Origin of the sequence: Pantoea sp. LMR881 (genome assembly GCF_027157825.1) — a bacterium.
In the GTDB taxonomy this organism is placed as follows: Bacteria; Pseudomonadota; Gammaproteobacteria; order Enterobacterales; family Enterobacteriaceae; genus Pantoea; species Pantoea haifensis.
The window spans coordinates 162,373-182,084 of the sequence record NZ_JAPVOK010000002.1 but is presented as its reverse complement, the minus strand read 5'-3'; the positions used below and the strand labels follow the sequence as shown (position 1 = coordinate 182,084).

Below are 19,712 nucleotides of genomic sequence, written 5' to 3'. Positions count from 1 at the left end.
AGTTTTTTACCAGCAGTATCTTTCGGCGGCTTGCCGTTGGTCTCTCCCGGGGCAAGGCCGAAGTCCAGCAGCGATGATGCAGAATCAGGCGTGACGGACGGCGAGACCTTTATATCTTTGGGTTGTCTGTTCAGCTCAGCCAGGCGACTGGTCAGCGAGGCTATTTCATCAGAGACAGCTTTCACGCTGTCGTCTTTGCCCATAATCCAGCCCAGGAACGTCTGACTGCCGTCATACATTCCGTCCCCGCGGCCCTTGATAGTGCTGTTGAGGTAGTCGATACGGGCCTGAATCTGGTCCGGGTTGTTCATATCAACATTGTTGCCAAGTGCGGCCATTCTGTTGCCGGAAGATGCAGCCAGCCTCCCTGCTCCACCCGCAGCTTTTATCAGCCACCCGGCCAGTTGTGCCACCTGACTTACGAGGTCGGCAATACCCTGGAGCACCTGCGGGTCGGTCAGAACATCATGAATCTCTGACAGGGAATTGTTCAGGGGACTCAGGTCTACATGCGCCAGACCTGCCGCGATTTCCATTTTCAGACCTTTAACCTGTGCTTCCATGTCCTGAAACAGGCCGTTGACCTTTATCAGATCATCAATGGACTGTGGATCGGGAGCAACGCCGTAATCCTTAGCCAGTTGAATGAACTGGTTCAGCTTCGCATTGTTGTTGTCGAACAGTGGAAGAAGTTTTGAAAGGTCATCACCCAGGCTTTCAAGAATGGTGACCTTTCCGGCGTTGGTGCTGATTTTCCCAAGCGCCTCACCAATCGCCAGCATTTGTTTATCAGGCGCTACCTTTGACAACTTCTCGGCAGACAGGCCCAGCGCATTAAGCGCATCGACTGCTTCGCCTGATTTATTCAGGACGGCATCACCAATTTTATCGCTGAGGTCTTTAAAAATGTCCGCCATCTTATCGCCTTCGACACCGGCTTTTTCCGCAGCGAACTGCCAGGCCAGCAGCTCTTGCGTGGACATTTTCAGGGATTTGGCCCACTGATCCGTGACGTTAATCTGCTCGGAAGTTGTTTTCAGTAGCGCGAACCCGGCAGTTCCGGCAGTCAATGCGGCAGCCTGTATTGCCCCCAACGGAAAGAATAGCGGCTGATGTTGCGGCAGCATCCTTCTGGACCTGTTTAGCCCATTTATCAGAGGCACGCTGCGCTTTATCCATGCCCGATGTAAAGCCGCCAACTTTAGCGATCAGGTCGATCGTCAGTGTCCCCAGTGATTTGGAAGCCATAAAATCTCCGTTGGCGGCAGTTATGTCCAGCTACTCTTAGCTTCCTCAAGAGAGATGGGCTCATTAGCAGCAGCGACTTTAGTAAAATGCAGGGTGAAATCGGTCGGACTGAATGGCGGTTTTTTAGGGTCACGGTTAACGTTGGCAATGGTGCTGGCAACCACCCCTGCGCCCCACTCGGTGCGCATCATTGGGTTCAGGCTGCCGTACCGCTCCCGGTATCTTGCCCAGAGCTGCGACTCTTTGAAGCTGATCGCTTCCCGCGCTTCGGCGATGGTGCGCCCGCCGACGCCGTTGAGGACGAGCTCACACCAGAATTCGTCTTCTGCGCTGAGCTCGTAGTCTTTCCCAAATCGTTGACATCCTGAATAGCGACCAGCAGCGCCACAGTGAGCGCGCCATCAAGAGCACCACGCTCTGGATCGGCCTCGCCAGTGATATCAGCAGGCGTAAAGACAGGCTTGCCGTTCTCATCACAGACCGATGCCGCAATACGACCGGCAACGCCATCAACTTTGCCACCGTAAGCCAGTACGTCAGATGTTGCTGTGTGATAGCCCATCGGGCGAATGAATACGGTGGCTGTAAATTTCTGCTCACCCTGTCTCCAGGTGATTTCTTTCTCAACCGGGCGTCCGGTAAAAGCACCGGATTTTTTCAGCTCATCAAGCGTTAATTTCATGAGTAACTCTCAGGTTGCTGGGGCATTTAAGCCCCATAATAATTAAGCGCCGGTAACAGCTTTTGGCACCCAGACGGCAGAGCCGGAACGCTGGATAGAGGCAGCAGTGGAAACTACCGTGTTGGCAGCAAAATCAAACGGGAAGTCTGACACGTAGCCTTTAAACACAAACCAGGTACGCGAATCAGGCAGAACAAGCCCGTCAACCGCACCGGTTGCACCATCCGCAGCGACGGTAGGTGTAGCTTCACCATCTGACCAGCCGATAGCGAAGGTCAGGTCCTGATCTTCTTCATCGTCAGAGATAGACAGGTTATAAAGCATTATGTGACTGGTATTTTTCGGATCGGCATTCAGTGTTGCTGATGCCTGACCGGGAGTACGCAAGCCACGCTTGTACGTCCGGTCAAACTTCTCAGAAAGACAGGTATCTTCAATCTGGTCAGCCGGGTTGCTGCCAGGGAAAATGCGGTAATGCATTCCACTTCGCTCACCGCGCCTTTTGCGAGCACATAGAGCTGCGTGCCTTGGGTCAGTACAGACATTGTTATCTCCGGTCATAAAAAAACCGGCTCATGGCCGGTGGGTAAAAGTTGGGTCAGCGCATCACTATCCAGTCAACGTCAAAGGAATAGCGGTAGCGCCTTGTTTCGCTGTCAATATCCTGACTTCCCCAGCGCGTGATATAAGCATGCGGCTCAATGGCGTCACGAAGTGCTGAGGCCACCGTAATCGCTTCATCTGGCGTATCAGCCCACACATCCACCTGAAGCGTGAACAAGTCAGCGTCAGGTCGCCGGGCGAGATAATTTTCAGGTGAGCCACTGATGTTCTGCCAGACGGCATAGGGATAAATAACGTTGTCGTCCTGCATGCCGAACGGATAGAGCCGCAGCGTGTCGCCCCCTATCAGCCGGTTTACATCCGCACTGGCTGCACATACCGCAAAAATCGGTGCAATCACGGCTGACCTCCTTTCTTCCTGGCACGCTTAATGGCCCGGTCAATCGCCTTTTCGTATTCATCACCAAAGGTGCTGACCACTTCCCCGATGCTGTTTTCGGCAGCGGGACGCAGAAACGGCTGCGCACGCATTTTTTCGGTACCGAACTCCAGCAGACGCCAGTGCGGCGTGGGTGCGTTCTGCGCTTTGTCCGGATGCTTTTTCAGGACAGCACCGTGCAGCACGCCAATACGGAAGCCCAGATTGCCGGTTTGCTTAAACAGCTTCCCGTTCCAACGCTGCGCCACGTTATCAGCGATACTGCGACCGGTAACCGGATCATCAAGACGCTGCGCATTCGCTTTTGCCTTACTGACAATGACGTTGCCAGCCTGGCGCAAAGCCGCCCTCCCACCTTTACGGCGCAGGTCATCGCTGACTTCATCCAGCTTGCCCAGCAGTGAATCCAGACCGGTAATGCTGAAATCAACCCCATCAGCCATCGTTCACCCCCTGCGAGCACGGAAGTGTCAGATACTCTGAGCCGCTTTTGTCATCAGCCAGAACGCCATGGATGTTGTAAACCCTGCCGCGAAACAGAATGCGGTGCTTACTGGTTACGTCATCCCGGAAACGAATGGTGATGCGCGATGTTATTTCGCTCTGCCCCGCCTGCGCGGCCACAAATTCCCGCGCTGACAGGTCCACAACGTTTGCCCAGAGCTTTGTCACGTCAGCCCATGTGTTAACGACCGCGCCGGTAGCCGGGCTCTGCGCCTTAACCGGCTTTTGCAGCGTGACGCGGTGTCGGAGTTTTCCGGCTTGCATAATTACCCTCCTGGTTTTCCGCTCAGGTAGGTCTGGCCGGGTGGATCAGGTATTTCTTCGTAATCGTCGGCCATCGTCTGGTACAGCAAAGCCGTTAATGATTCGTTGGATTCAGCCAGGCGGTTGATTGCTGCTGTCTGGGCTTTCATCCCCTCTGCCACCTGATGGAAGCTTTCGGCCAGTTTCTCCAGCGTCGTCGCCAGCAGGCTTACCTGTAGCTCTTTCATATGCTATTGCCATCCATTTTTTCAGCCATTCGCGGCGTTTCTGGCATCCTGAGCACGCCATCAGTGCCACTTACGGTGTCGGTACAACAGCGCCTCCACACCTAACGGAACCTCTGCCTGGCTCTGCCCGACAGCCTCACGATTGGCATAGTAGTGACCGATAAGAAGCAGCATTGCCTGCCAGATGCCGGATGAAAAAAGAACCTCACGGGGAGGCTCTTCATTTTCATCGGCAGGGGTAAGCTCAGTTACGAGCAGGCCATCACAATAGTTTTCAACGTAATCGACTGAGGCACCGGCATAACCTTTAATCAGATCGTCTTCGTCGTCGTGATCAACTCTCAGGTGCTTCTTTATCAGCGCCATCTGTGCCTGGCTTATTTCCACCCTTGCCCCCTTTCTTAGCGGATTTAGAAGCCGAATCATCTGTTGATTCTTCCTCCACGACCTCAGCCAGGCTCATGCCTACAAGCGCCTCGCCGATTTCTTTTTAACCACTTTCACTTCACCCTGAGAAACGGTGCCCAGGTGATAATGAGAAAACATACGGAGAGCTTTAATTTTCATGATTTAAAACGCGGCCATTGCTGGCCACGCCCTGATGTTATGCGCCAGTAGAAACGGCGATATCGCCGGTGACAATAGCGGCCGGACGGTAGTGAGCCAGCGCCAGACGCTCTTCACACAGAATGGTGAGCATGTTTTTAACAAAGTTGTCGCGGTCTTGGTTGCTGACCTCAACGGTGGCGTCCATACGGTCCCAGACCTGAGAAGCCAGACCGAACGCACCAACGGTGAACTTACCTGCCGTTTGTGCAGTCGTTGAAACGACCGGAAGCCCCCACAGCACTTTTGACGCAAACGCCTGCGGACCGCCGAGGATGTAATTACCGTTGGCATCTTTCAGCAGCGCGATACGGTGCCAGTCAGCCGGGTTGAGGATGATGCCGTCCGCTTCAAACTCGCTCAGAGATACCTGGTAAATCGCGTGAGCCAGCACATCAGCCCCGGTATCACCGGTAGCGTTCAGCGCGGTTTCATAACCGGACGCGACCACGTTCAGGCCCTGAAGGTTATCGCCGGTGCCGTCACCGTTCAGCATCTGGTTTTCTTCCACCAGCGCCAGACCGTACATCATTCGGGAATTGATATAGGACTGAAGCGCAGGCGCATCGTCCATAATCTGGCGAGATGCCTGCATCCAGTGCGCGATCGTTTTCACGTTCGCCGTTTCTTTGGTGAACGTGATGTTACTTTCCGGTTTGAGCGTGCCCTCAGCAACCGGCGCGGCAGCATTGGTAAATACGTTTTCACGCACGTATTCCAGGGCGTTGCTGGAAATGCGACCCTGTGACAGCAGGTCGCGCACGGTCAGGCGGCGCAGGCCCGGTATCAGAATGCCCGGATTCTGCTGAGGCTGTACCAGCGCACCGGCTGAGGCAGAGCCCGAGCCGATTGCTTTGTCAAAACTGGCTACTTTCGCTTTGGAGCGATCGCCGTTCCAGTTCTTGATCAGGTCTTCAGACACGCGCTCGGCAAAAGATTTCTGCGCAGTCTGCTCCGGTGCGTTACCGGCCATTTTCTGCTCAAGGTCAAACAGGCGGGTGCCGGTTTTCTTCAGTTCTTCCTGAGCGGTGTTCAGGTCCTGCTGAAGCTTTTTGTTAACTTCGCCGTTTTCGCTGATGGATTTACGCTGCTCTTCGATGAGGTTTTTCACTTCTTTCTGTGAGTTCTCAATCGCTTTTTCCAGAGTGGCTAATTCAGACATGTATAACTCCGTTACTGGTTCCGCAGGTTAGCGGCAAATGAGGTAATGCGCTGAGCCAGCGCGTCAATGTCGCCGCCACCGAACTCGCTTCGGTCTGCGGACTTAACACGGGCAATAAATGCCTGTGCCTCAGAACGAGAAAGCCCGACTGAATCCCTCAGCCAGGCCTCCGCGTCCCGTACAGATTTAATGGTTTCGATACTCTTCATGGCAGAGACGCCAGCGAGTTCGTTGGCCGGAAAGGTGCAGACGCTGATTTCGCGCAGCACAGAAATGTTCTTGATGATCATCCCGGTTGTACCCAGGCTGTAATCATCTTTGGAAATGGAGAACCCGACAGACATTCCCTCGACAGTGCCATGCTGCATGGCCGCTTTAAGGTCGCTGGCACCGGAATGGCCGGGCGTTAACTGACCGCGCACAAACAGCCCTTTCTCATCCTCCTGAAGCGCCTCCCACTTACCGACCGGGATTTCCCACGTTTTGTGGTTGAAGAACATCGCGACCTTGCGGGACTGACCGGCCAGCACGCTTTTAAATGCGCCGGGCAGGATGATGTCGCCGTCCGAATCGGTGTTATTGAACACCGATGCGTAGCCTTCAAACTCGCCCTTCGTACCGTCTCCAGAAAACTTGATTTCGGTATGTTCAAACGCCAGCGTTTTCTTAATTTCAGGCATTGAAGCCCCCATAAAAATTAAGCCCCGTCAGTGCGGGGCTCTTTGTTTGTTCCGAGGTCGGTAATGGGTATGTTTTGCGACTGCCGCGTGGCAACATCGCCACCAGGCAGCGGCGGCAGGTTGTCGAGCCTGCGCACTTCATTGATAGTGCGAATGCCGGTATTGACCATACCCTGCATAAACGCGGCGCGACTTGCTGAATCACCACGCAGCAGGCCGTCAAGGTTGTGCTCAGCATGCAGTCTGCCCTGATCCTCATCCTTAACCAGCCACCGTTCTATGCTGTATTCCCAGCGGTCCAGGTAGGGCTTCAACGTGTACTGCAAAAAGCCAAGGTTCTGCTGTTCAATGCCGCTGCCCCATGAAGTCGTTTTTTCCACGTCTCCCACCAGATGCGGTGGTACGCCGTAGAACCGTGCCAGCTCGGCGACCTGAAACTTACGCGCCTCAAGCATCTGCGCATCCTGCGGCGATACGCCGATGGGCTGTGTGGTAAAGCCGCTTTCCAGAATCCAGAGGCGCTTTCTGACCGGACCACCGGCAATCTCTTTAAAGTTTTCCTCAAGCTGACCGCGCTGCTCTTTGGTGAGCACTTTGCCGTCTGTCATCAGAATCTGCGGCGATTTCGCGCCGTTCGCGAAAAAACTCGCGCTGGTTATCTTCCATGGCAATGGCCACGCCTGCGGATTTGGCACTGAACGCCAGCGGCGACAGGCCCACCAGACCGTTAAAGCCAAAACCTTTCAGGTGAAAGATTTCTTTTGGCTTGAAATCCGCATATTCCGTATCGCGCCGGTAGCGGTAGATGACGTTTTTGCCGTTATCACTGAGGCGTACATCCATATTTGCGCTCATCAGCGGCAGCATACTGATCACATCGCCAACACTGTTGCGCTCAACCAGCGCATACGCATTACCGTAGGCGCAGAGCTGCATAGTCATGGCCTCGCGAAACTCCAGCGCGGTCATAAAGTTGTTTGGCCGGAAGCGAAGAAGTTTTGCCAGCGGATTGCTGTTATCTGCTTTCTTTCGCTGATCGTCTTTGGTTTCGTACACATCAAGCGGCAGCGAAGCCGTCACGGTAGATATTAGCCTGATACAGGCCCATACCGTGCTGATCTGCATATTTCGCTCGTCAGAAACCACTGATTCGCCAACGGTGCCATGCGCCGATGTGCCAGCCATCTGCGAGCCCTTATCCGGCGACACCAGGCGACCACCTGTAAGAATGGAGGCCATCCGGGCCCAGAATGGCGAACGTGTCCGCAAGTCAATGCTGTAATCGGTATCTGCCATGTTAAACACTCAAAAAGTTGTAGATAAAATCGTTAACGTCGCCCTGTTCTTCAACCTCGTCGCTGTTCTGTGCGCCGACTGACATTGCCAGCGCAACCATGCCGTCTATCCTGCCGCTGGATTTACCCTTCACGAATTTACGGTTGCCTGCGGGATCGGTAATGACCGTGGCGTTTTTCGCGCACATTTCCAGAATCGGGTGATTACCGTGTTTAAGCTGTGCGCCAAGAAGTTTTGTTTCCAGCTCGCGCAGTGCCGGTGACATTGAAACGAAGCCCTGCCCGAACTCAACAAAGCGTTCAAGCTCTGCTTCTGTGAATCCCGCATCGATGAGGTGTGGTCGCAGGAAGCGCATGTTGTAGCGGTCAAAGGCGATGGCCCTGACGTTGCAGGTATCAAAAATCTTTCTCAGCTCGGTTGCGATGAACGAGTATTCAATCGCTTTACCCGGCGTTGTGTTGAGATAACCCTGCTTCGCCCAGATGTCATACGGCACGCGGTCATTACGTGCCTTGTCTGCCAGCCCTTCAGCCGGAAGCCAGAACTTGGAATGCACATCGCCCTTCGCCGATGTCAGCACCAGCGCGGTAAGGTCAGACACGCTGGACAGGTCAAGTCCGCCCCAGACGGTGACGCCAGTTAAATCATCCGGCTCCTCCTTGTTCATGTGCCATACCGTCTGACTGACGAACGGGCTTTTCGCCTCAACCCTGCGGTTCAGCACAAGGTTTTCAAATTCAGCCTGGCGGGACGGCAGACGCTTGGCGCTCGCGGCCATATCCAGAACTTCTTTCTGATTCATGAACACGTCAAAGGCCGGATTTGCCGCCCGGATGGCTTCAACCGAGAACGGGTCAATGTCTTCAGGTGCAGTCTGGAGCCGGACCACGGTGCGCGGGTCTGCGCCGGTCAGGCCGTCGTCAATCAGCAGGCTGAGAAGATCGCTCGCGTCGGGTGCCTGCGTGCTGATGATGACTGAAATCGGGTTATCCTGAGCAGCGGTTGCGGTTTCAAGCGCCTCATAGAGCGGGTCGCGAGGACCGCGCACCTGTCCCAGCTCATCGTGTGCAACGAAACGGGGCGAGAATCCGTAGGCCGTGGTGGCCTCGGCGCTCAGTGCCCGATAGTACGAACCCAGTTCCGGGCAGTGAATTTCCTTTGCTGAATCCTTAATAGCCACGTACTGCATCAGTACCGGATTCATGCGGCACATTTTCGAGGCCAAGTTAAACAGAATTGCTGCCTGGTCACGCGAACGCGCAGCGGAATAAAGTTGAGAGTTATGTCCTGCCTCCGGGCCAACCAGATACAGCAGCATCAGCATGGCGGTCTCAACCGTTTTGGCGTTTTTGCGGCCCCGGCTGATGATCGCACGGCGCGTGCCATGTTCATTGTCGAAGATGGCCCGGAAGTCGTCTTTCATGAACTCAGCCATTTTCAGCGGCTGGCCGACATACTTCCCTTCAGGGATAAGAATATTTTTTTCACACCAGAGGATGTTGCGTTCGGCCCTTGTCAGAATTTTTTTAGCCATCTGCTAACAGCCTTAATCAATTTCCCAGGGCTTTTCTCCCGGGCAAGATTGTTATGCGCACGCCCTACCGTTTTTGGGTCTGCCGTCGCCTGTCGGGTGATCCTCAGCCGGGTTGCCAGAGATGACGCCGAACGCACTTCGCGTTCGCGCATGGTGAGCAGCTTGTCGTAACGCTTCAGGCCGTCTTCACGCGACAGCCACTCCATCTCAAAATCTTCTAGCTGCGTGGTCAGCAGGCGCGCCTGCACCACATGACGGCAGTACATCTCCATCATGTCGCGGTGGGTTTCGGTGAATGAACTGGCCGGATTGTCGTTAACAAGCCGTACCCAGACGTTTATTTCCGGGTCGCTGAGGTGTAATGAAGGCTGTAACCTGCTTTCAGCCAGTGCTGGCAGCGAGACAGCCGACGTCGCGGCAAGAGATTTTCTGCCTCGCTGAGCCATCGCATTTTTCCTTTTTTTCTGGACGTTTTTAAAAAAAGACTGAGGGCGCGGTCTTTAAGGATTTGCTGCCAGAGTTTTTGCCCTCCCCCTGCCAGCCTTGATTTCAAATGTGAATTAATCTCATTTATCGATTATTTGCAGGTTTTCGTGGTAAGGGCGGGCTGGAGCTAACGATCCTCCGAAGCCGAGAGGTATAGATATGCTGACTGTTGGCGGCGTCTCTCCTACCTCGTGGTTGAAGCTTATCGCGGAGACGGATTTAAAACTTACACCATCAATACTGAACTCAATCAGCTGGCCGTCGCGGTATTCAATCTTCAAGTCTTTCATCTGATGCTCCTGTTACCAGATAACGCGACCTTCATCGTCGAACTCGGTCGCCGTCCCACCCTTTTCCATACGTTGCTTCACTGAATCGTGGCAGCGTTTGCATAAACTTTGCAAATTTTCCGGGTCATGGAACAGTACGCCATCGCCCTTGTGAGGTTTGACGTGGTCAACGATGGATGCGGATATCACCTGATTACGCTTGAGGTGAAACTCACACAGTGGCTGCTTCTGAAGCTGGTGATAGCGCAGGCGATACCAACGCCTTGTGTTGTAGAGGTTATGCCAGGGTGAATTGGAAGCCATAAACATCGCCGCTAAGTAATGAACACAAAACAATTAGTGTTCTTAATGCCAAATGAAACTGTAGTAAGATGCTAACGATCACATAGTCTTAGAAGAATTGAGGATATGCTTTTGTCTGATAAAAAAGGCGAACCGAGTAAAGAACATCTTGAATACCTTGTGAAAGTCGCAGCAGGCGTTATTGAAGATTTAAAATCACCAATTGCTGTTAATAATCTGGATAATGTAAGAAAGATTCTTAATCGTGGTGGCATTTCGGAAATACTTGAGGCAGCTTCTTGGCTGGATTCATATAAACCTGATCGTCTTATTTGAGTATCCAAACTATAAACAAGGAATTTTTTATGACCCCAGCAGTAGGAAAAAGACTTTTAGATGCATGCGCAGAACTTGATAACGACATCAAGATTGCAGCTATTTATGCTTTAGGTGAATCGGCTGATACATCTCCCGCTGTAATTCAAAAGTTATTGGATTTGAGTACCAATTTGAATAATGATGTAAAAATCGCAGCCCTTAAAGCATTAGGGCGAGTATCTAGAAATAAATGACGTGCTAATTAGAGGGAGACTCCCCCTCTCAATCTTCCTGATAGCTTCTCTATCAATATTGCACTGTGCCAGCACGCCGTATAGTTCAGCGTTTAACGCCACGCTGTCACCAAAGTTCATAGGCTCTGGCGGCTGCGGCACGTCAATCGGGCTTGTCAGTTCCGCTGGAAGGTTTAGCCGTGGCTGCTTTACTGTCTGGTACTCCACCAGCGGCTTTTGCTGCTTCGCGCAGCCGGTCAGCAGCATTAGGGGGAACAGGAGCAACAGCACACTTGTCCGCCTCAAGGTAACGCTTGATTTCATTCTGTAGTTTCCGGTTCTGCTGTGCTGTCACGGCGCGTTGTTCGGTAACCTGACTCATTACGGCGTTCTGCTGATTTACCGCTTTCACCAGGTCGTTAACACTTGAGGCTAAATCGTCGTTCTTGGAACGAAGATCGTTTATCTGGTCATCCTTACTGTTCGAGAGCTTCTCAAGCCGCTCGTTCGTGGCGCTCAGTTGTGAGTTACGGGCATTCAGCCCCCAGAGTGCAACGCAGATAAGACCGATGATGAACAGACCAGAGTTGTTTCGGATAAAGCCGATTACCTTGAACATAGAATCCCCTTAGCTTTGATTAAGCGGGATTTCCTGTCGTCCAGTCCGAATGTGCCACCGTTAATGATTCTGGTGATGCGGGTAACATCATCAGAGTCAGCAATCTCGTTTAATCCGTGATTCTTCCACCATGCAGCCGCAGACAGCGCCGCAAAGCGATAGCCCAGAATTAAATCAGGGTCAGCCACCACGTCTGCGCCAAGCTGTTTAACCAGTGCAGCGTAATTATCCTTCCCGGTAATCTGAATTAACCCTCTTCCCCGGTAGCGATACCCGTCACCAGAATCAACTAAGCCATTACCATTACGATTCGCATAAATGATGCTGGCGATCATCTTCTGGTTTGCCGGGTGCAGCGCGTTACGGCCAAAAGCTTTTGCCTGCTCTGGCGTGATTCGCTTGCCAAACATGGCGGTCAGCGCGTTCTCACTGTAATTCAGACCTTCTTCAACCTTCTGGAACCCGGCTGACTCATGGCCCGTCTGTGCAAGGAAGTGAGCCTGACGCAGCGGCGTACTGATTTGGAATGCTGACATGCAGGCGGCAATGTGCGGATACCACTTATCACGCAGCGTATTGCTTACGTTTGTTGCCTTCTGAAAGTTACTGGCTGTCAGCATCACCATCTCCCAGGCGCTTATCTATCTGGCGGCGAATCTTTGATGAGATGTAATCCACACCCAGAAAGCCAAGGAACACCGCAGCAACGCGCGTAGTGTCGTCACTGAAGTTCCAGTTGAATATTGAGCCGATGACCTGAAGGGTCGGCTGAAGAAAAAAGCGAACACGCTACACATAGCGGCATCAAGTAGTCGTCTCGACCAGCTGTCTTTACCGAGGTAAGTGGCGCGGAGAATTGCCATTACGCCTGCCAGTCCTGCGTAGCCGGATTCGTTTCTGTGGGCATAAAGCCAGGCAACAAGACTCGCCCAGAACCCAGGGTCTTTATCTGGCATACGTTTCAATCTCCACCTCCCTCATCTGGGGTGGCCGTGTGTGTCGGATTAAAAGATGCGTCTCGGCCAGTTGCGGCAAGAGTCGGTTTAGGCTGTTTGGCCGGACGCAAAAACGAAAAAAGGCCGCTCTATGGCGACCTTCTTGTATGAGTACCCTGACGCAAACGCGGTAACTGCCTGGCTCGTCAGCCACAGGGTTTTATTTCAGCTCAAGCAATCTCAAAAGTTATTGAATTTGAGATTTGTTGTGGTGGCCGGATTCGAACCGGCAACCTAATGACACAGGTCAATTGCTCTACCGTTTGAGCTAAACCACAACGGAGAGAGCACCAATCGGTGTGCAGTCACCGAACCAGATGGATTAGGTTATGAGCCTGTCATCTGGTGATGCTCTTTCCTGTTGTGCGCCCCGTTTCGTGAGGCTTACGGACTGGAACGTTACTCAGTCACCTGATGCAAGATAACCCCGCCACTATGACGAGGTGTTTTGCTGTTGGTCCGTCATGAAGGATTTGAACCCCCGACCTGCTGGCCCCAAACCAGCCGCGCTACCTGCTACGCCAATGACGGTTATTTCTTTTTTCCGTTGATTAAAGGGAGTGCCAGGACAACAACCCCAGCCACCAGCACACCATCAGCAACCACTGACAAAAGCTTACTGGTGAAGTCCACCGCGATAACCAGAAATAACAGCAGGCCAATCGCCACATACCGGGCCTGTGTAATCACAGATGGTTTTCCAGACGCAGCCCGAGAGCGTTGGCGATCTCTTCCAGAACCTTACGTTCTTCCGGTTCAACTTCGCCGTCAACCTCAGCTATTGCCACCGCCACGTCGAGCACATCTTCTGCTTCGCGGGTGTCATGCTTAACGTCTTCGATTTCACGCAGCGCAGCACGACGACCAATTTTAAAGTTGGTATCAAGCTGACCAACAATAGTGGCGCTGATCGCATTGATCTCGGATGTGAATGCAGCCAGTGCTGGCTGATTACGCAATACCTGCTCAATCTTTGCTTTCTCAGACGCCTCACATTCGCCATCGGCATAGGCCACCAGATAGGCTGCATTTACTACTGCCTGAGCCAAATCGCGCTTTTCAAACTTCTTGATATCGCTTACTGCTTTGCGAGCTTTCTTACGGAAACCGAACATAGTGACTTTCCTTTTAGAGGGTGAGCCAGCGCCCAGGAGTAGTCAGCCCACAGAGAATGTCACACTGACGATCCCTATGGCTCACCCCTGAAAGGCTCTGTGGTTTTTAGTTCGCCGGACGTGGCGAGAGGAACAAAAGAAGAATTACAGGCATAAAAAACCCCGCCAGTTGGCGAGGTTTCGAGTGTTATGTGTCAGTGCGTAGTGACAACTCATAGCAGATTAATAGCGGTTTTGTCATGACACAACTAATTTAAGCTTCGGTGGCAAAATATTTTCTTTCTGACATTCCCTGTCCATTTCCAGCTTGATATCGAGAGCGCATAACGCACCCTGGATAAAACTTTCGCCTTGTTGAATGCGCACCGAAACAGTGTTGTAAGAGATCCCCAGCACTTTCTCCAGCCCCTGAGTGTCATTCCATCTATGTAATATTTTTCCAAAATTGCACAAAGATATTCATCGTGTTTGCTCAAGCGGATCATTGCTTCATTAATAAACATGCCATCATCGTCACAGCATGACGGACGCCCGGCCCGGCTGGCAGGAAGAAGGCGTGATAGGCCGGCAGCAGTGCGCGGGTAGCCAATGTTTGTGTCACCGCTGGTAGCCCATGCTCCCCATCGTTCAAGCACCATCTGAATATCACGCATTATGCTGCCCCTCTCTTCGAATATCTGCGGTTACTGACTGGCTGTTCCTGCTGCTCACGACTGAGGTTCTGAGCTTCAGCCTGATCAATATGGTGAAAGTGACCGTTATGAAACCGACGGTATACCGTTCCCAGCGCGCCATTTCTGTTCTTGGTAATGTTTATTTCTGCAATGCCACGTGCCGGTGACTCCGGATCGTATACTTCATCCCGGTAAAGCATCATGATGATGTCAGCATCTGCTTCTATTTCACCGGAGTCTTTAAGGTCAGCATTCACCGGTCTTTTACTGACGCGCTGTTCAACGCTCCGGGAAAGCTGGCTCAGGGCAATAACTGGCGTTCGGTTAATCTTGGCCAGCGACTTGAGCCCTTTTGAAACCTCCCCCACTGCCAGATCATGGCGGCTGCTACCCTGAAGTTTGATCAGGCGGAGATAATCAATTGCCACCAGCGCGGTTTCGGGATGAGCCCGCTTGTGCTTAATCGCGATTTGTTTGATTTGCTCAACGTTCAGATCGGTAGCGTCAACCATCCAGATTGGGCGCCCGGTCATTCTGCCGATCCCGCTGCTGATTCTGGCCCAGTCCTCATCCTGTAGTTTCTCAGCAGATTTGAGCTTCGAGGCGGAAAGCCCGCCAGCAGCAGTAACCTGACGCTCAGCTATCTGGACAGCACTCATCTCCATACTGAACAACAGCACTCCGCCGCCCTCAGCTGATATTTTATCTGTGATATCCAGCATCATTTCCGTTTTGCCCATTGAGGGCCGGGCTGCCAGTAAAATCAGGTCCGTCTGATCAAACCCACCGGTAACGGCGTCCAGCTCTTCAATGCCGGTCAGAACAGTTCGCCCTTCACTCCTGCCTTCAATCTTCTCTTCAAGTCGCGTGATGATCGAGGGAAGAAGTTCATCAATGCTTACCGGCCTCACCGCATCCGCATCTGTTTCAATCGCTGCCACCAGCGTCTTAACCTCCTGTAGCGCCGCTATCCCAGTATCGCTGTTAGGTGCGCTTTCAAGCTTTGCCAGCGCATTGCCCAAGGCGCTCTGAGCATCCCGCAGAGCGGCATTACGCAGCATCTGCCGAGAATAAGACTTCAGCGAGGATTTGGCCCAGACGATGCGGCCAGCTTCTGCAATCAGGGAACTGTGTTCCGGCAACTGTTCGCTGACAAGAATAGGGTCAATCACCCCTTTGCTGCGTGCCTGCGCGCCAATCGCTTTGAATATTTCGCGATACTGACTGAAGTTGAATGCGGTTTCCGGCATGGACGCAATCACATCCATAACCTCAGCGTCAGCCCCCGAAGCAACATAGCGCCGATAACCGCAGCCTCCATTTCCTGATCGCGCCACAGAACCTGACTCATACCGCTGTCACTCCTTTCTGGCTGCGAAAGCTCTGCCAGTCGAAAATGACTGTCGTGCCGCCACCTTCAACCATACGATCAGTCAGACGCTCACCAATTACCGATGAGATTTCATTCGGGGTCAGGTTACTGATGATGATTGTGGGAAGCATGCGCTCGTAACGGGTGTTGAGAATATCGAACAGGATGATCATTTCAGAATCACTGCCGTACTGAATGCCCACTTCATCAATGACAAGCAAATCGCGGCTGGTGTAATGTGCGATTACGTCTTCTTCGCTGCGCTCGCTGTCTTTTGCCCAGGTGCGACGAACGGCGCGGATAATGCGCATCACTGATGTGAGCAATACGCTGGCTTGATGATTCCGGATAATTTCTTTAGTCAGTGCCACCGCGAGATGATTTTTCCCTGTGCCGGGTTTGCCACTGAAAATGAGGCTTGTCCCGTTCTGATACATTTCCGGCCAGGCATCAGCGTAAGACCTGATAAGGTCGAGATTGTTCTTTGCCTTCGCGTTTACCGGCTCGTAGCTAGCCAGTTCACATGATGCAAACCTTTCAGGAATGCCAGCCTCATCAATGAGGATATCTGACTGGATCTGACGTTTTTTGCGTTCGGTAGCTTCAAATTCTTGGCGTATACATGCAGGGCAGCGGGATAGCTTTTCAGAAACACGTTCGCCATATTCCATCCAGATGCGTACCTGCTGGAATTCACCGTGTGTCTGGCAACGGGCTGTGCGTTCTTCTTTTTGTCGAAGCAGCGGTCAATGGGTGCCACCTTTCCGCTCGAAAGCTCCAGTTCTTCTGTCAGTGTTGCCAGTTGTGTTTTGAGACCGGCGATTTCTCTTTTGCGGTTATCTGCTTTGAAATATGTCATTTAGCACCTCTTGCCCATGCAGGGGTTTGTGTTACGCCGTAATCGCGTTCTGAAAAGCCGCTGTGTTTTTGCTGTGAGGATGCCTGCTTCGGCTGAAGTGATGGCGCCTGCCAGGCCTCCTCAAAATGACGATCGGGACCGAAAAAGGTTGTAGCCTGTTTTACGTACTCTGTTCCCGCCTTGCCCGTAGCCTCAGCAAAATCCGCATAACGCTGAACGCCAGCCAGCATCGATTCTATGCTTACCCCTTCACGCAGGCGGGCATTCCAGGCTTTCCAGGCTGATGGCTTCGGATTACCGCCAGAGCGTTTCGGATATGCCTGCCAGGCATTTTCAAACTCAACTGAATAAACCTGACCAGAACCCTTTTTCGGTGTGCAGGCCTCAGCCTGTGCACCAATAGATTTAGGTTCAATGACTGGTTCTTTGATTGATTCAAAAGAGTGACTGATTCTGGGGGCAGCTCCTGCCCCACCCCCAGGGCAGCTCCTGCCCCACCCTCGGTCATTTCCCGCCCCACCTGGGTTATTTGCTGACCTAGGTCATTTCCTGCCCCACCCTTGTTGGAAGTCTTAGCTGCAGGGTTATCAAGATTAAGATGAAACAGGTTTGACTGGTTAAGCTCACCATTTTTACGGAACTCTCTTCTCAGAAACCCCATATCTTCCAGCGCACGAACATGAGATTTGACGGAAGATCGCGCTATTTCGCACTGGTCAGCAATATGCTGATAAGAAGGCCAGCATTCTCCTTTGTCGTTGGCATTATCAGCCAGTTTAAGCAGGACCAGCTTACGCAGCGGGTTACCTACTTTAATTTTCATTACCTTAACCATAAGTTCCATACTCATGAGTTAAACTCCTTTCGAGCCTGAACGAGCCAGGGAACGGGTTGAACTCTTCGCATTTGCTGGCTGAGGAAAAATTTCTTCGAACGTCACTTTTTGTCCGAGGCGGTTAAAGGCACTGATAATCGAATGACAAGTACCAATATCCGGGGAGCGACGACCAGATTCATAATGGCCTACTGAAGAGGGAGTCTGACCGATTGCTTCGGCCAACTGCTTCTGGGACATTTTGAGTCCCAAACGGATGGATTTAAGGTTGCTCATGTAGCTTTCCTCACTGATTCATGAGCAAACTATACAATATGTAGTTTACTTTCACAACAAAACTGTACATATTGTGCATTGAAACTACACACACAAAGCGTATTATTTAGGCTATGAAAACACATTGGTATGAACTGGCTAAAGCCAGATTATCTTCGATGGGCATGACCCAGTCTGAACTCTCTGAGAAGTTAGGTGTAACTCAGGGTGCGATGGGTCACTGGCTGAATGGTCGCAGGAGCCCGTCTTTAGCTGAAGTAGGGAAAATATTTGAAATACTTGGGATTAGCGGGGCTTCAATCAACCCTGATGGAACTTTCACTATAGGCAGCTACACTGAGCCGCCTCCCGCTAAGCCACAATATGATTACCCTTTGTTTGCGCATGTACAGGCGGGTCCTTTCTCCGAAGTGGGAAGCTATACAGCCAGTGATGCAAAAGAATGGGTGGCAACAACCAAGAAAGCTAGTGATAAAGCCTTTTGGCTTGAGGTAAAAGGCCATTCAATGACCGCGCCACAAGGCGTTCGTCCGAGCTTCCCAGAGGGAATGCTTATCCTGGTTGATCCAGCTGAAACCGTTGTATCCGGAGACTTTTGTGTTGCTTCGGCCAATGGAGACTCTGAAGTAACATTCAAAAAATATGAGATGGATGGTGGCGTTAGCTATCTGGTTCCGCTCAATCCTTCTTACCGGATACTAGACTGCGACCATAGTTGCCGCGTTATCGGGAAAGTCGTTAAGGCCCAGTGGCCTGAAGAAACATTCAAATAATCAATTTATTATAGATAAAACGAAGCCGCATTTAGCGGCTTTTTTTTCGATCTTACATACCTAAGTTATTATTAGTTAGTTAATAGTTTCTGAAATAATTAATACGGTTTGGCAGATAGCAATTCTATATTTCCCAAACATATCGTATGAAGTCAAAAATAAATGTACATATTGTGTTGACGCATCACTATACGTTTTGTAGGATTAACCTCATAGCAAAGACGGAGGAAAATCCATGCCCCCTCAAATTCAAAGTAATAAAGGTCCTGTTCTGCAAAAAATTTCTAGTGATATTGATATGGTTATCAATTCACTCAAGTTCGCTGAGAAAGATCCAGACACTTCATATCAGTCAGCAGCATTGATTCAGCTTTGTATTAACCAGCTAAACAACAATCTACGCTGCTTAAACGAAGAGTTTGGCTCTGCATGGCCGGAGAATAAATTATGAATTCTGAATTATCTTCTCAGATTGACGAGCGAATTTCTGAATTGCGAGACGCTCTTTCCACTCTGGAGTTTGCTTATATAAATTGTGGGAACGCGAAAGCTGTAGATCTGATTTCTATCATAGGCGTGAGTGTCCGGGATGGCTACAGGACATTAGAAAATCTGGAAGCCGCTCTCTTTAAACTTAACTAATTAATTGAAACGGAATATATAACAGCGCCTGCGCTGGGGAATTCCACAACCAATTTTCAGAGTGAATTTAATAATGAATACACTTATTGCGCCGTTCGGAAATAAAAAAGAAGAGGCAGTAATGGGAGTTATTACTTCTCAGGCTGCCCCGATTATTGCTTCCATGCCTGACGACACTATGCAGGGAGAAATCGAACTGGGCGAGCAGATCGCCATCGACACTCAACTGAAATTTTTCGAAGACGGTATTTACGCGTTCTGGTGGGGCAATTGCTTCATGGTTAAGCGATTGCAGTTCATGGCAGACAAGATACGCGTCATTCCCACCAGTCGTCACTATATTACCCGGGACATCAGTACAGAAGAGGCAAAGTACCTTATGGTTGTTGGCCGCGTTGTGGTAAGTCAGGAAATTCTGAGACATTAAAATGACTTTCATTCAAAACCAGGAAGCTTTCCGAAAGGCCATCACTTTCCGTAACGCTGGTGAGTGGGTAATTGCCAGTCTTTATCTTCGTGCTGCTTATGGGATCAAATAATGAAAACAGATGAATTAATTATTTGTGAAGCATCAGAACTGGCTGGACAACTGACGGCCCTGATTGAACTGTTATTTGAACGTGGAACAGGCAGTGGGTTACCTGTAAATGACCCTGTAGTTGGCCCGGCTTATAACATGGCGGCTAAAGTTCATTTTTTTCTTGCAGGCAGAGGAAACCCGTCAGGATAAGGAAATA

General features: G+C 51.4%; 29 protein-coding genes, 2 tRNA genes and 5 pseudogenes. 7 read left to right on the top strand and 29 right to left on the bottom strand.

What is annotated here, in order from left to right; translation table 11 throughout:
* Positions 1-110: 110 nt before the first annotated feature.
* From O3W44_RS24860 to O3W44_RS02520, 16 genes and pseudogenes are all read right to left on the bottom strand, one after another.
* A pseudogene (locus O3W44_RS24860) lies at positions 111-1,248 on the bottom strand (phage tail tape measure protein); the annotation flags it as partial.
* 20 nt (positions 1,249-1,268) lie between these two features.
* Positions 1,269-1,439, bottom strand: a complete 171-nt coding sequence (locus O3W44_RS02590; RefSeq protein WP_269291880.1) for a phage tail assembly protein T — start codon at positions 1,437-1,439, stop codon at positions 1,269-1,271.
* A 5-nt stretch (positions 1,440-1,444) separates the two neighbouring features.
* The gene (locus O3W44_RS02585) at positions 1,445-1,930 is read right to left on the bottom strand and encodes a phage tail assembly chaperone family protein, TAC (protein WP_269291879.1); all 486 of its coding nucleotides are present in this window, start codon (positions 1,928-1,930) and stop codon (positions 1,445-1,447) included.
* 42 nt (positions 1,931-1,972) lie between these two features.
* A pseudogene (locus O3W44_RS02580) lies at positions 1,973-2,475 on the bottom strand (phage tail tube protein).
* A 53-nt stretch (positions 2,476-2,528) separates the two neighbouring features.
* Positions 2,529-2,894 (bottom strand): DUF3168 domain-containing protein, encoded by a 366-nt coding sequence (locus O3W44_RS02575; RefSeq protein WP_269291878.1) that lies wholly within the window; start codon positions 2,892-2,894, stop codon positions 2,529-2,531.
* Entirely contained in the window at positions 2,891-3,376 is a 486-nt protein-coding gene (locus O3W44_RS02570) for an HK97-gp10 family putative phage morphogenesis protein (RefSeq protein ID WP_269291877.1), read from the bottom strand. Before O3W44_RS02570 ends, O3W44_RS02575 begins: the two co-directional genes overlap by 4 nt.
* Positions 3,369-3,701, bottom strand: coding sequence for a phage head closure protein (locus O3W44_RS02565; protein ID WP_269291876.1), 333 nt, complete (start codon positions 3,699-3,701; stop codon positions 3,369-3,371). Before O3W44_RS02565 ends, O3W44_RS02570 begins: the two co-directional genes overlap by 8 nt.
* Before the next feature lie 2 nt (positions 3,702-3,703).
* Positions 3,704-3,928, bottom strand: coding sequence for a hypothetical protein (locus tag O3W44_RS02560; protein WP_269291875.1), 225 nt, complete (start codon positions 3,926-3,928; stop codon positions 3,704-3,706).
* Between the two features lie 60 nt (positions 3,929-3,988).
* A complete protein-coding gene (locus O3W44_RS02555; RefSeq protein WP_269291874.1) occupies positions 3,989-4,315 on the bottom strand; it encodes a head-tail connector protein in 327 nt (108 codons plus the stop codon).
* Between the two features lie 217 nt (positions 4,316-4,532).
* Positions 4,533-5,696 (bottom strand): phage major capsid protein, encoded by a 1,164-nt coding sequence (locus tag O3W44_RS02550; RefSeq protein ID WP_269291873.1) that lies wholly within the window; start codon positions 5,694-5,696, stop codon positions 4,533-4,535.
* 11 nt (positions 5,697-5,707) lie between these two features.
* Positions 5,708-6,376 carry an HK97 family phage prohead protease gene (locus tag O3W44_RS02545; protein WP_269291872.1) on the bottom strand — a complete coding sequence of 223 codons (669 nt, stop codon included), beginning with the start codon at positions 6,374-6,376 and terminating at the stop codon, positions 5,708-5,710.
* A 17-nt stretch (positions 6,377-6,393) separates the two neighbouring features.
* A pseudogene (locus O3W44_RS02540) lies at positions 6,394-7,672 on the bottom strand (phage portal protein).
* Between the two features lies 1 nt (position 7,673).
* The gene (locus O3W44_RS02535; protein WP_269291871.1) at positions 7,674-9,206 is read right to left on the bottom strand and encodes a terminase large subunit; all 1,533 of its coding nucleotides are present in this window, start codon (positions 9,204-9,206) and stop codon (positions 7,674-7,676) included.
* Positions 9,188-9,652, bottom strand: coding sequence for a hypothetical protein (locus O3W44_RS02530; protein ID WP_269291870.1), 465 nt, complete (start codon positions 9,650-9,652; stop codon positions 9,188-9,190). The genes O3W44_RS02535 and O3W44_RS02530 overlap by 19 nt, the downstream gene beginning before the upstream one ends.
* A 120-nt stretch (positions 9,653-9,772) precedes the next feature.
* The gene (locus tag O3W44_RS02525; RefSeq protein WP_269291869.1) at positions 9,773-9,982 is read right to left on the bottom strand and encodes a serine acetyltransferase; all 210 of its coding nucleotides are present in this window, start codon (positions 9,980-9,982) and stop codon (positions 9,773-9,775) included.
* A gap of 12 nt (positions 9,983-9,994) precedes the next feature.
* Positions 9,995-10,285, bottom strand: a complete 291-nt coding sequence (locus O3W44_RS02520; RefSeq protein ID WP_269291868.1) for an HNH endonuclease — start codon at positions 10,283-10,285, stop codon at positions 9,995-9,997.
* Between the two features lie 111 nt (positions 10,286-10,396).
* Between O3W44_RS02520 and O3W44_RS02515 the strand changes: the two genes are divergently transcribed.
* Both O3W44_RS02515 and O3W44_RS02510 read left to right on the top strand, forming a co-directional pair.
* Positions 10,397-10,600: a hypothetical protein gene (locus O3W44_RS02515; RefSeq protein WP_269291867.1), complete on the top strand. Its 204-nt coding sequence runs from the start codon at positions 10,397-10,399 to the stop codon at positions 10,598-10,600.
* 29 nt (positions 10,601-10,629) lie between these two features.
* A complete protein-coding gene (locus O3W44_RS02510; RefSeq protein WP_269291866.1) occupies positions 10,630-10,836 on the top strand; it encodes a HEAT repeat domain-containing protein in 207 nt (68 codons plus the stop codon).
* Here the strand turns inward: O3W44_RS02510 and lysC are convergent.
* The 13 genes and pseudogenes from lysC to O3W44_RS02450 all read right to left on the bottom strand — a co-directional run bounded on the left by lysC (position 10,810) and on the right by O3W44_RS02450 (position 17,560).
* Positions 10,810-11,082 (bottom strand): Rz1-like lysis system protein LysC, encoded by a 273-nt coding sequence (lysC, locus tag O3W44_RS24855; protein ID WP_442954592.1) that lies wholly within the window; start codon positions 11,080-11,082, stop codon positions 10,810-10,812. The genes O3W44_RS02510 and lysC overlap by 27 nt on opposite strands.
* Positions 10,979-11,434 (bottom strand): Rz lytic protein, encoded by a 456-nt coding sequence (locus O3W44_RS02505; protein WP_269291865.1) that lies wholly within the window; start codon positions 11,432-11,434, stop codon positions 10,979-10,981. The genes lysC and O3W44_RS02505 overlap by 104 nt, the downstream gene beginning before the upstream one ends.
* A complete protein-coding gene (locus tag O3W44_RS02500) occupies positions 11,422-12,054 on the bottom strand; it encodes a glycoside hydrolase family 19 protein (RefSeq protein WP_269291864.1) in 633 nt (210 codons plus the stop codon). Before O3W44_RS02500 ends, O3W44_RS02505 begins: the two co-directional genes overlap by 13 nt.
* Before the next feature lie 21 nt (positions 12,055-12,075).
* Entirely contained in the window at positions 12,076-12,390 is a 315-nt protein-coding gene (locus O3W44_RS02495) for a phage holin family protein (RefSeq protein WP_269294349.1), read from the bottom strand.
* 245 nt (positions 12,391-12,635) lie between these two features.
* Positions 12,636-12,707: transfer RNA gene (locus O3W44_RS02490), tRNA-OTHER, on the bottom strand.
* 177 nt (positions 12,708-12,884) lie between these two features.
* Positions 12,885-12,960: transfer RNA gene (locus O3W44_RS02485), tRNA-Pro, on the bottom strand.
* Positions 12,961-13,119, bottom strand: a complete 159-nt coding sequence (locus O3W44_RS02480; RefSeq protein WP_269291863.1) for a DUF3927 family protein — start codon at positions 13,117-13,119, stop codon at positions 12,961-12,963.
* On the bottom strand, positions 13,116-13,544 hold the full coding sequence (locus tag O3W44_RS02475) for a tellurite resistance TerB family protein (RefSeq protein ID WP_269291862.1): 429 nt from the start codon (positions 13,542-13,544) through the stop codon (positions 13,116-13,118). Before O3W44_RS02475 ends, O3W44_RS02480 begins: the two co-directional genes overlap by 4 nt.
* 248 nt (positions 13,545-13,792) lie before the next feature.
* A complete protein-coding gene (locus tag O3W44_RS02470) occupies positions 13,793-14,197 on the bottom strand; it encodes an antiterminator Q family protein (RefSeq protein ID WP_269291861.1) in 405 nt (134 codons plus the stop codon).
* Positions 14,197-15,569 (bottom strand): annotated as a pseudogene (locus tag O3W44_RS02465) (replicative DNA helicase). Before O3W44_RS02465 ends, O3W44_RS02470 begins: the two are co-directional and overlap by 1 nt.
* Positions 15,566-16,261 carry an ATP-binding protein gene (locus O3W44_RS02460; protein ID WP_269291860.1) on the bottom strand — a complete coding sequence of 232 codons (696 nt, stop codon included), beginning with the start codon at positions 16,259-16,261 and terminating at the stop codon, positions 15,566-15,568. Before O3W44_RS02460 ends, O3W44_RS02465 begins: the two are co-directional and overlap by 4 nt.
* Before the next feature lie 184 nt (positions 16,262-16,445).
* A pseudogene (locus O3W44_RS02455) lies at positions 16,446-17,299 on the bottom strand (helix-turn-helix domain-containing protein).
* Positions 17,300-17,302: 3 nt separating this feature from the next.
* Positions 17,303-17,560: a helix-turn-helix transcriptional regulator gene (locus tag O3W44_RS02450; protein ID WP_269291859.1), complete on the bottom strand. Its 258-nt coding sequence runs from the start codon at positions 17,558-17,560 to the stop codon at positions 17,303-17,305.
* A gap of 113 nt (positions 17,561-17,673) precedes the next feature.
* On the opposite strand from O3W44_RS02450, the gene O3W44_RS02445 reads away from it, so the two are divergent.
* From O3W44_RS02445 to O3W44_RS02425, 5 genes are all read left to right on the top strand, one after another.
* A complete protein-coding gene (locus O3W44_RS02445) occupies positions 17,674-18,333 on the top strand; it encodes a LexA family protein (RefSeq protein ID WP_269291858.1) in 660 nt (219 codons plus the stop codon).
* A gap of 235 nt (positions 18,334-18,568) precedes the next feature.
* On the top strand, positions 18,569-18,784 hold the full coding sequence (locus O3W44_RS02440; protein WP_269291857.1) for a hypothetical protein: 216 nt from the start codon (positions 18,569-18,571) through the stop codon (positions 18,782-18,784).
* Positions 18,781-18,975, top strand: a complete 195-nt coding sequence (locus O3W44_RS02435) for a hypothetical protein (protein WP_269291856.1) — start codon at positions 18,781-18,783, stop codon at positions 18,973-18,975. Before O3W44_RS02440 ends, O3W44_RS02435 begins: the two co-directional genes overlap by 4 nt.
* Before the next feature lie 73 nt (positions 18,976-19,048).
* Entirely contained in the window at positions 19,049-19,402 is a 354-nt protein-coding gene (locus O3W44_RS02430) for a S24 family peptidase (protein WP_269291855.1), read from the top strand.
* Positions 19,403-19,513: 111 nt separating this feature from the next.
* Positions 19,514-19,705, top strand: a complete 192-nt coding sequence (locus tag O3W44_RS02425; RefSeq protein ID WP_269291854.1) for a hypothetical protein — start codon at positions 19,514-19,516, stop codon at positions 19,703-19,705.
* Positions 19,706-19,712: the final 7 nt, after the last annotated feature.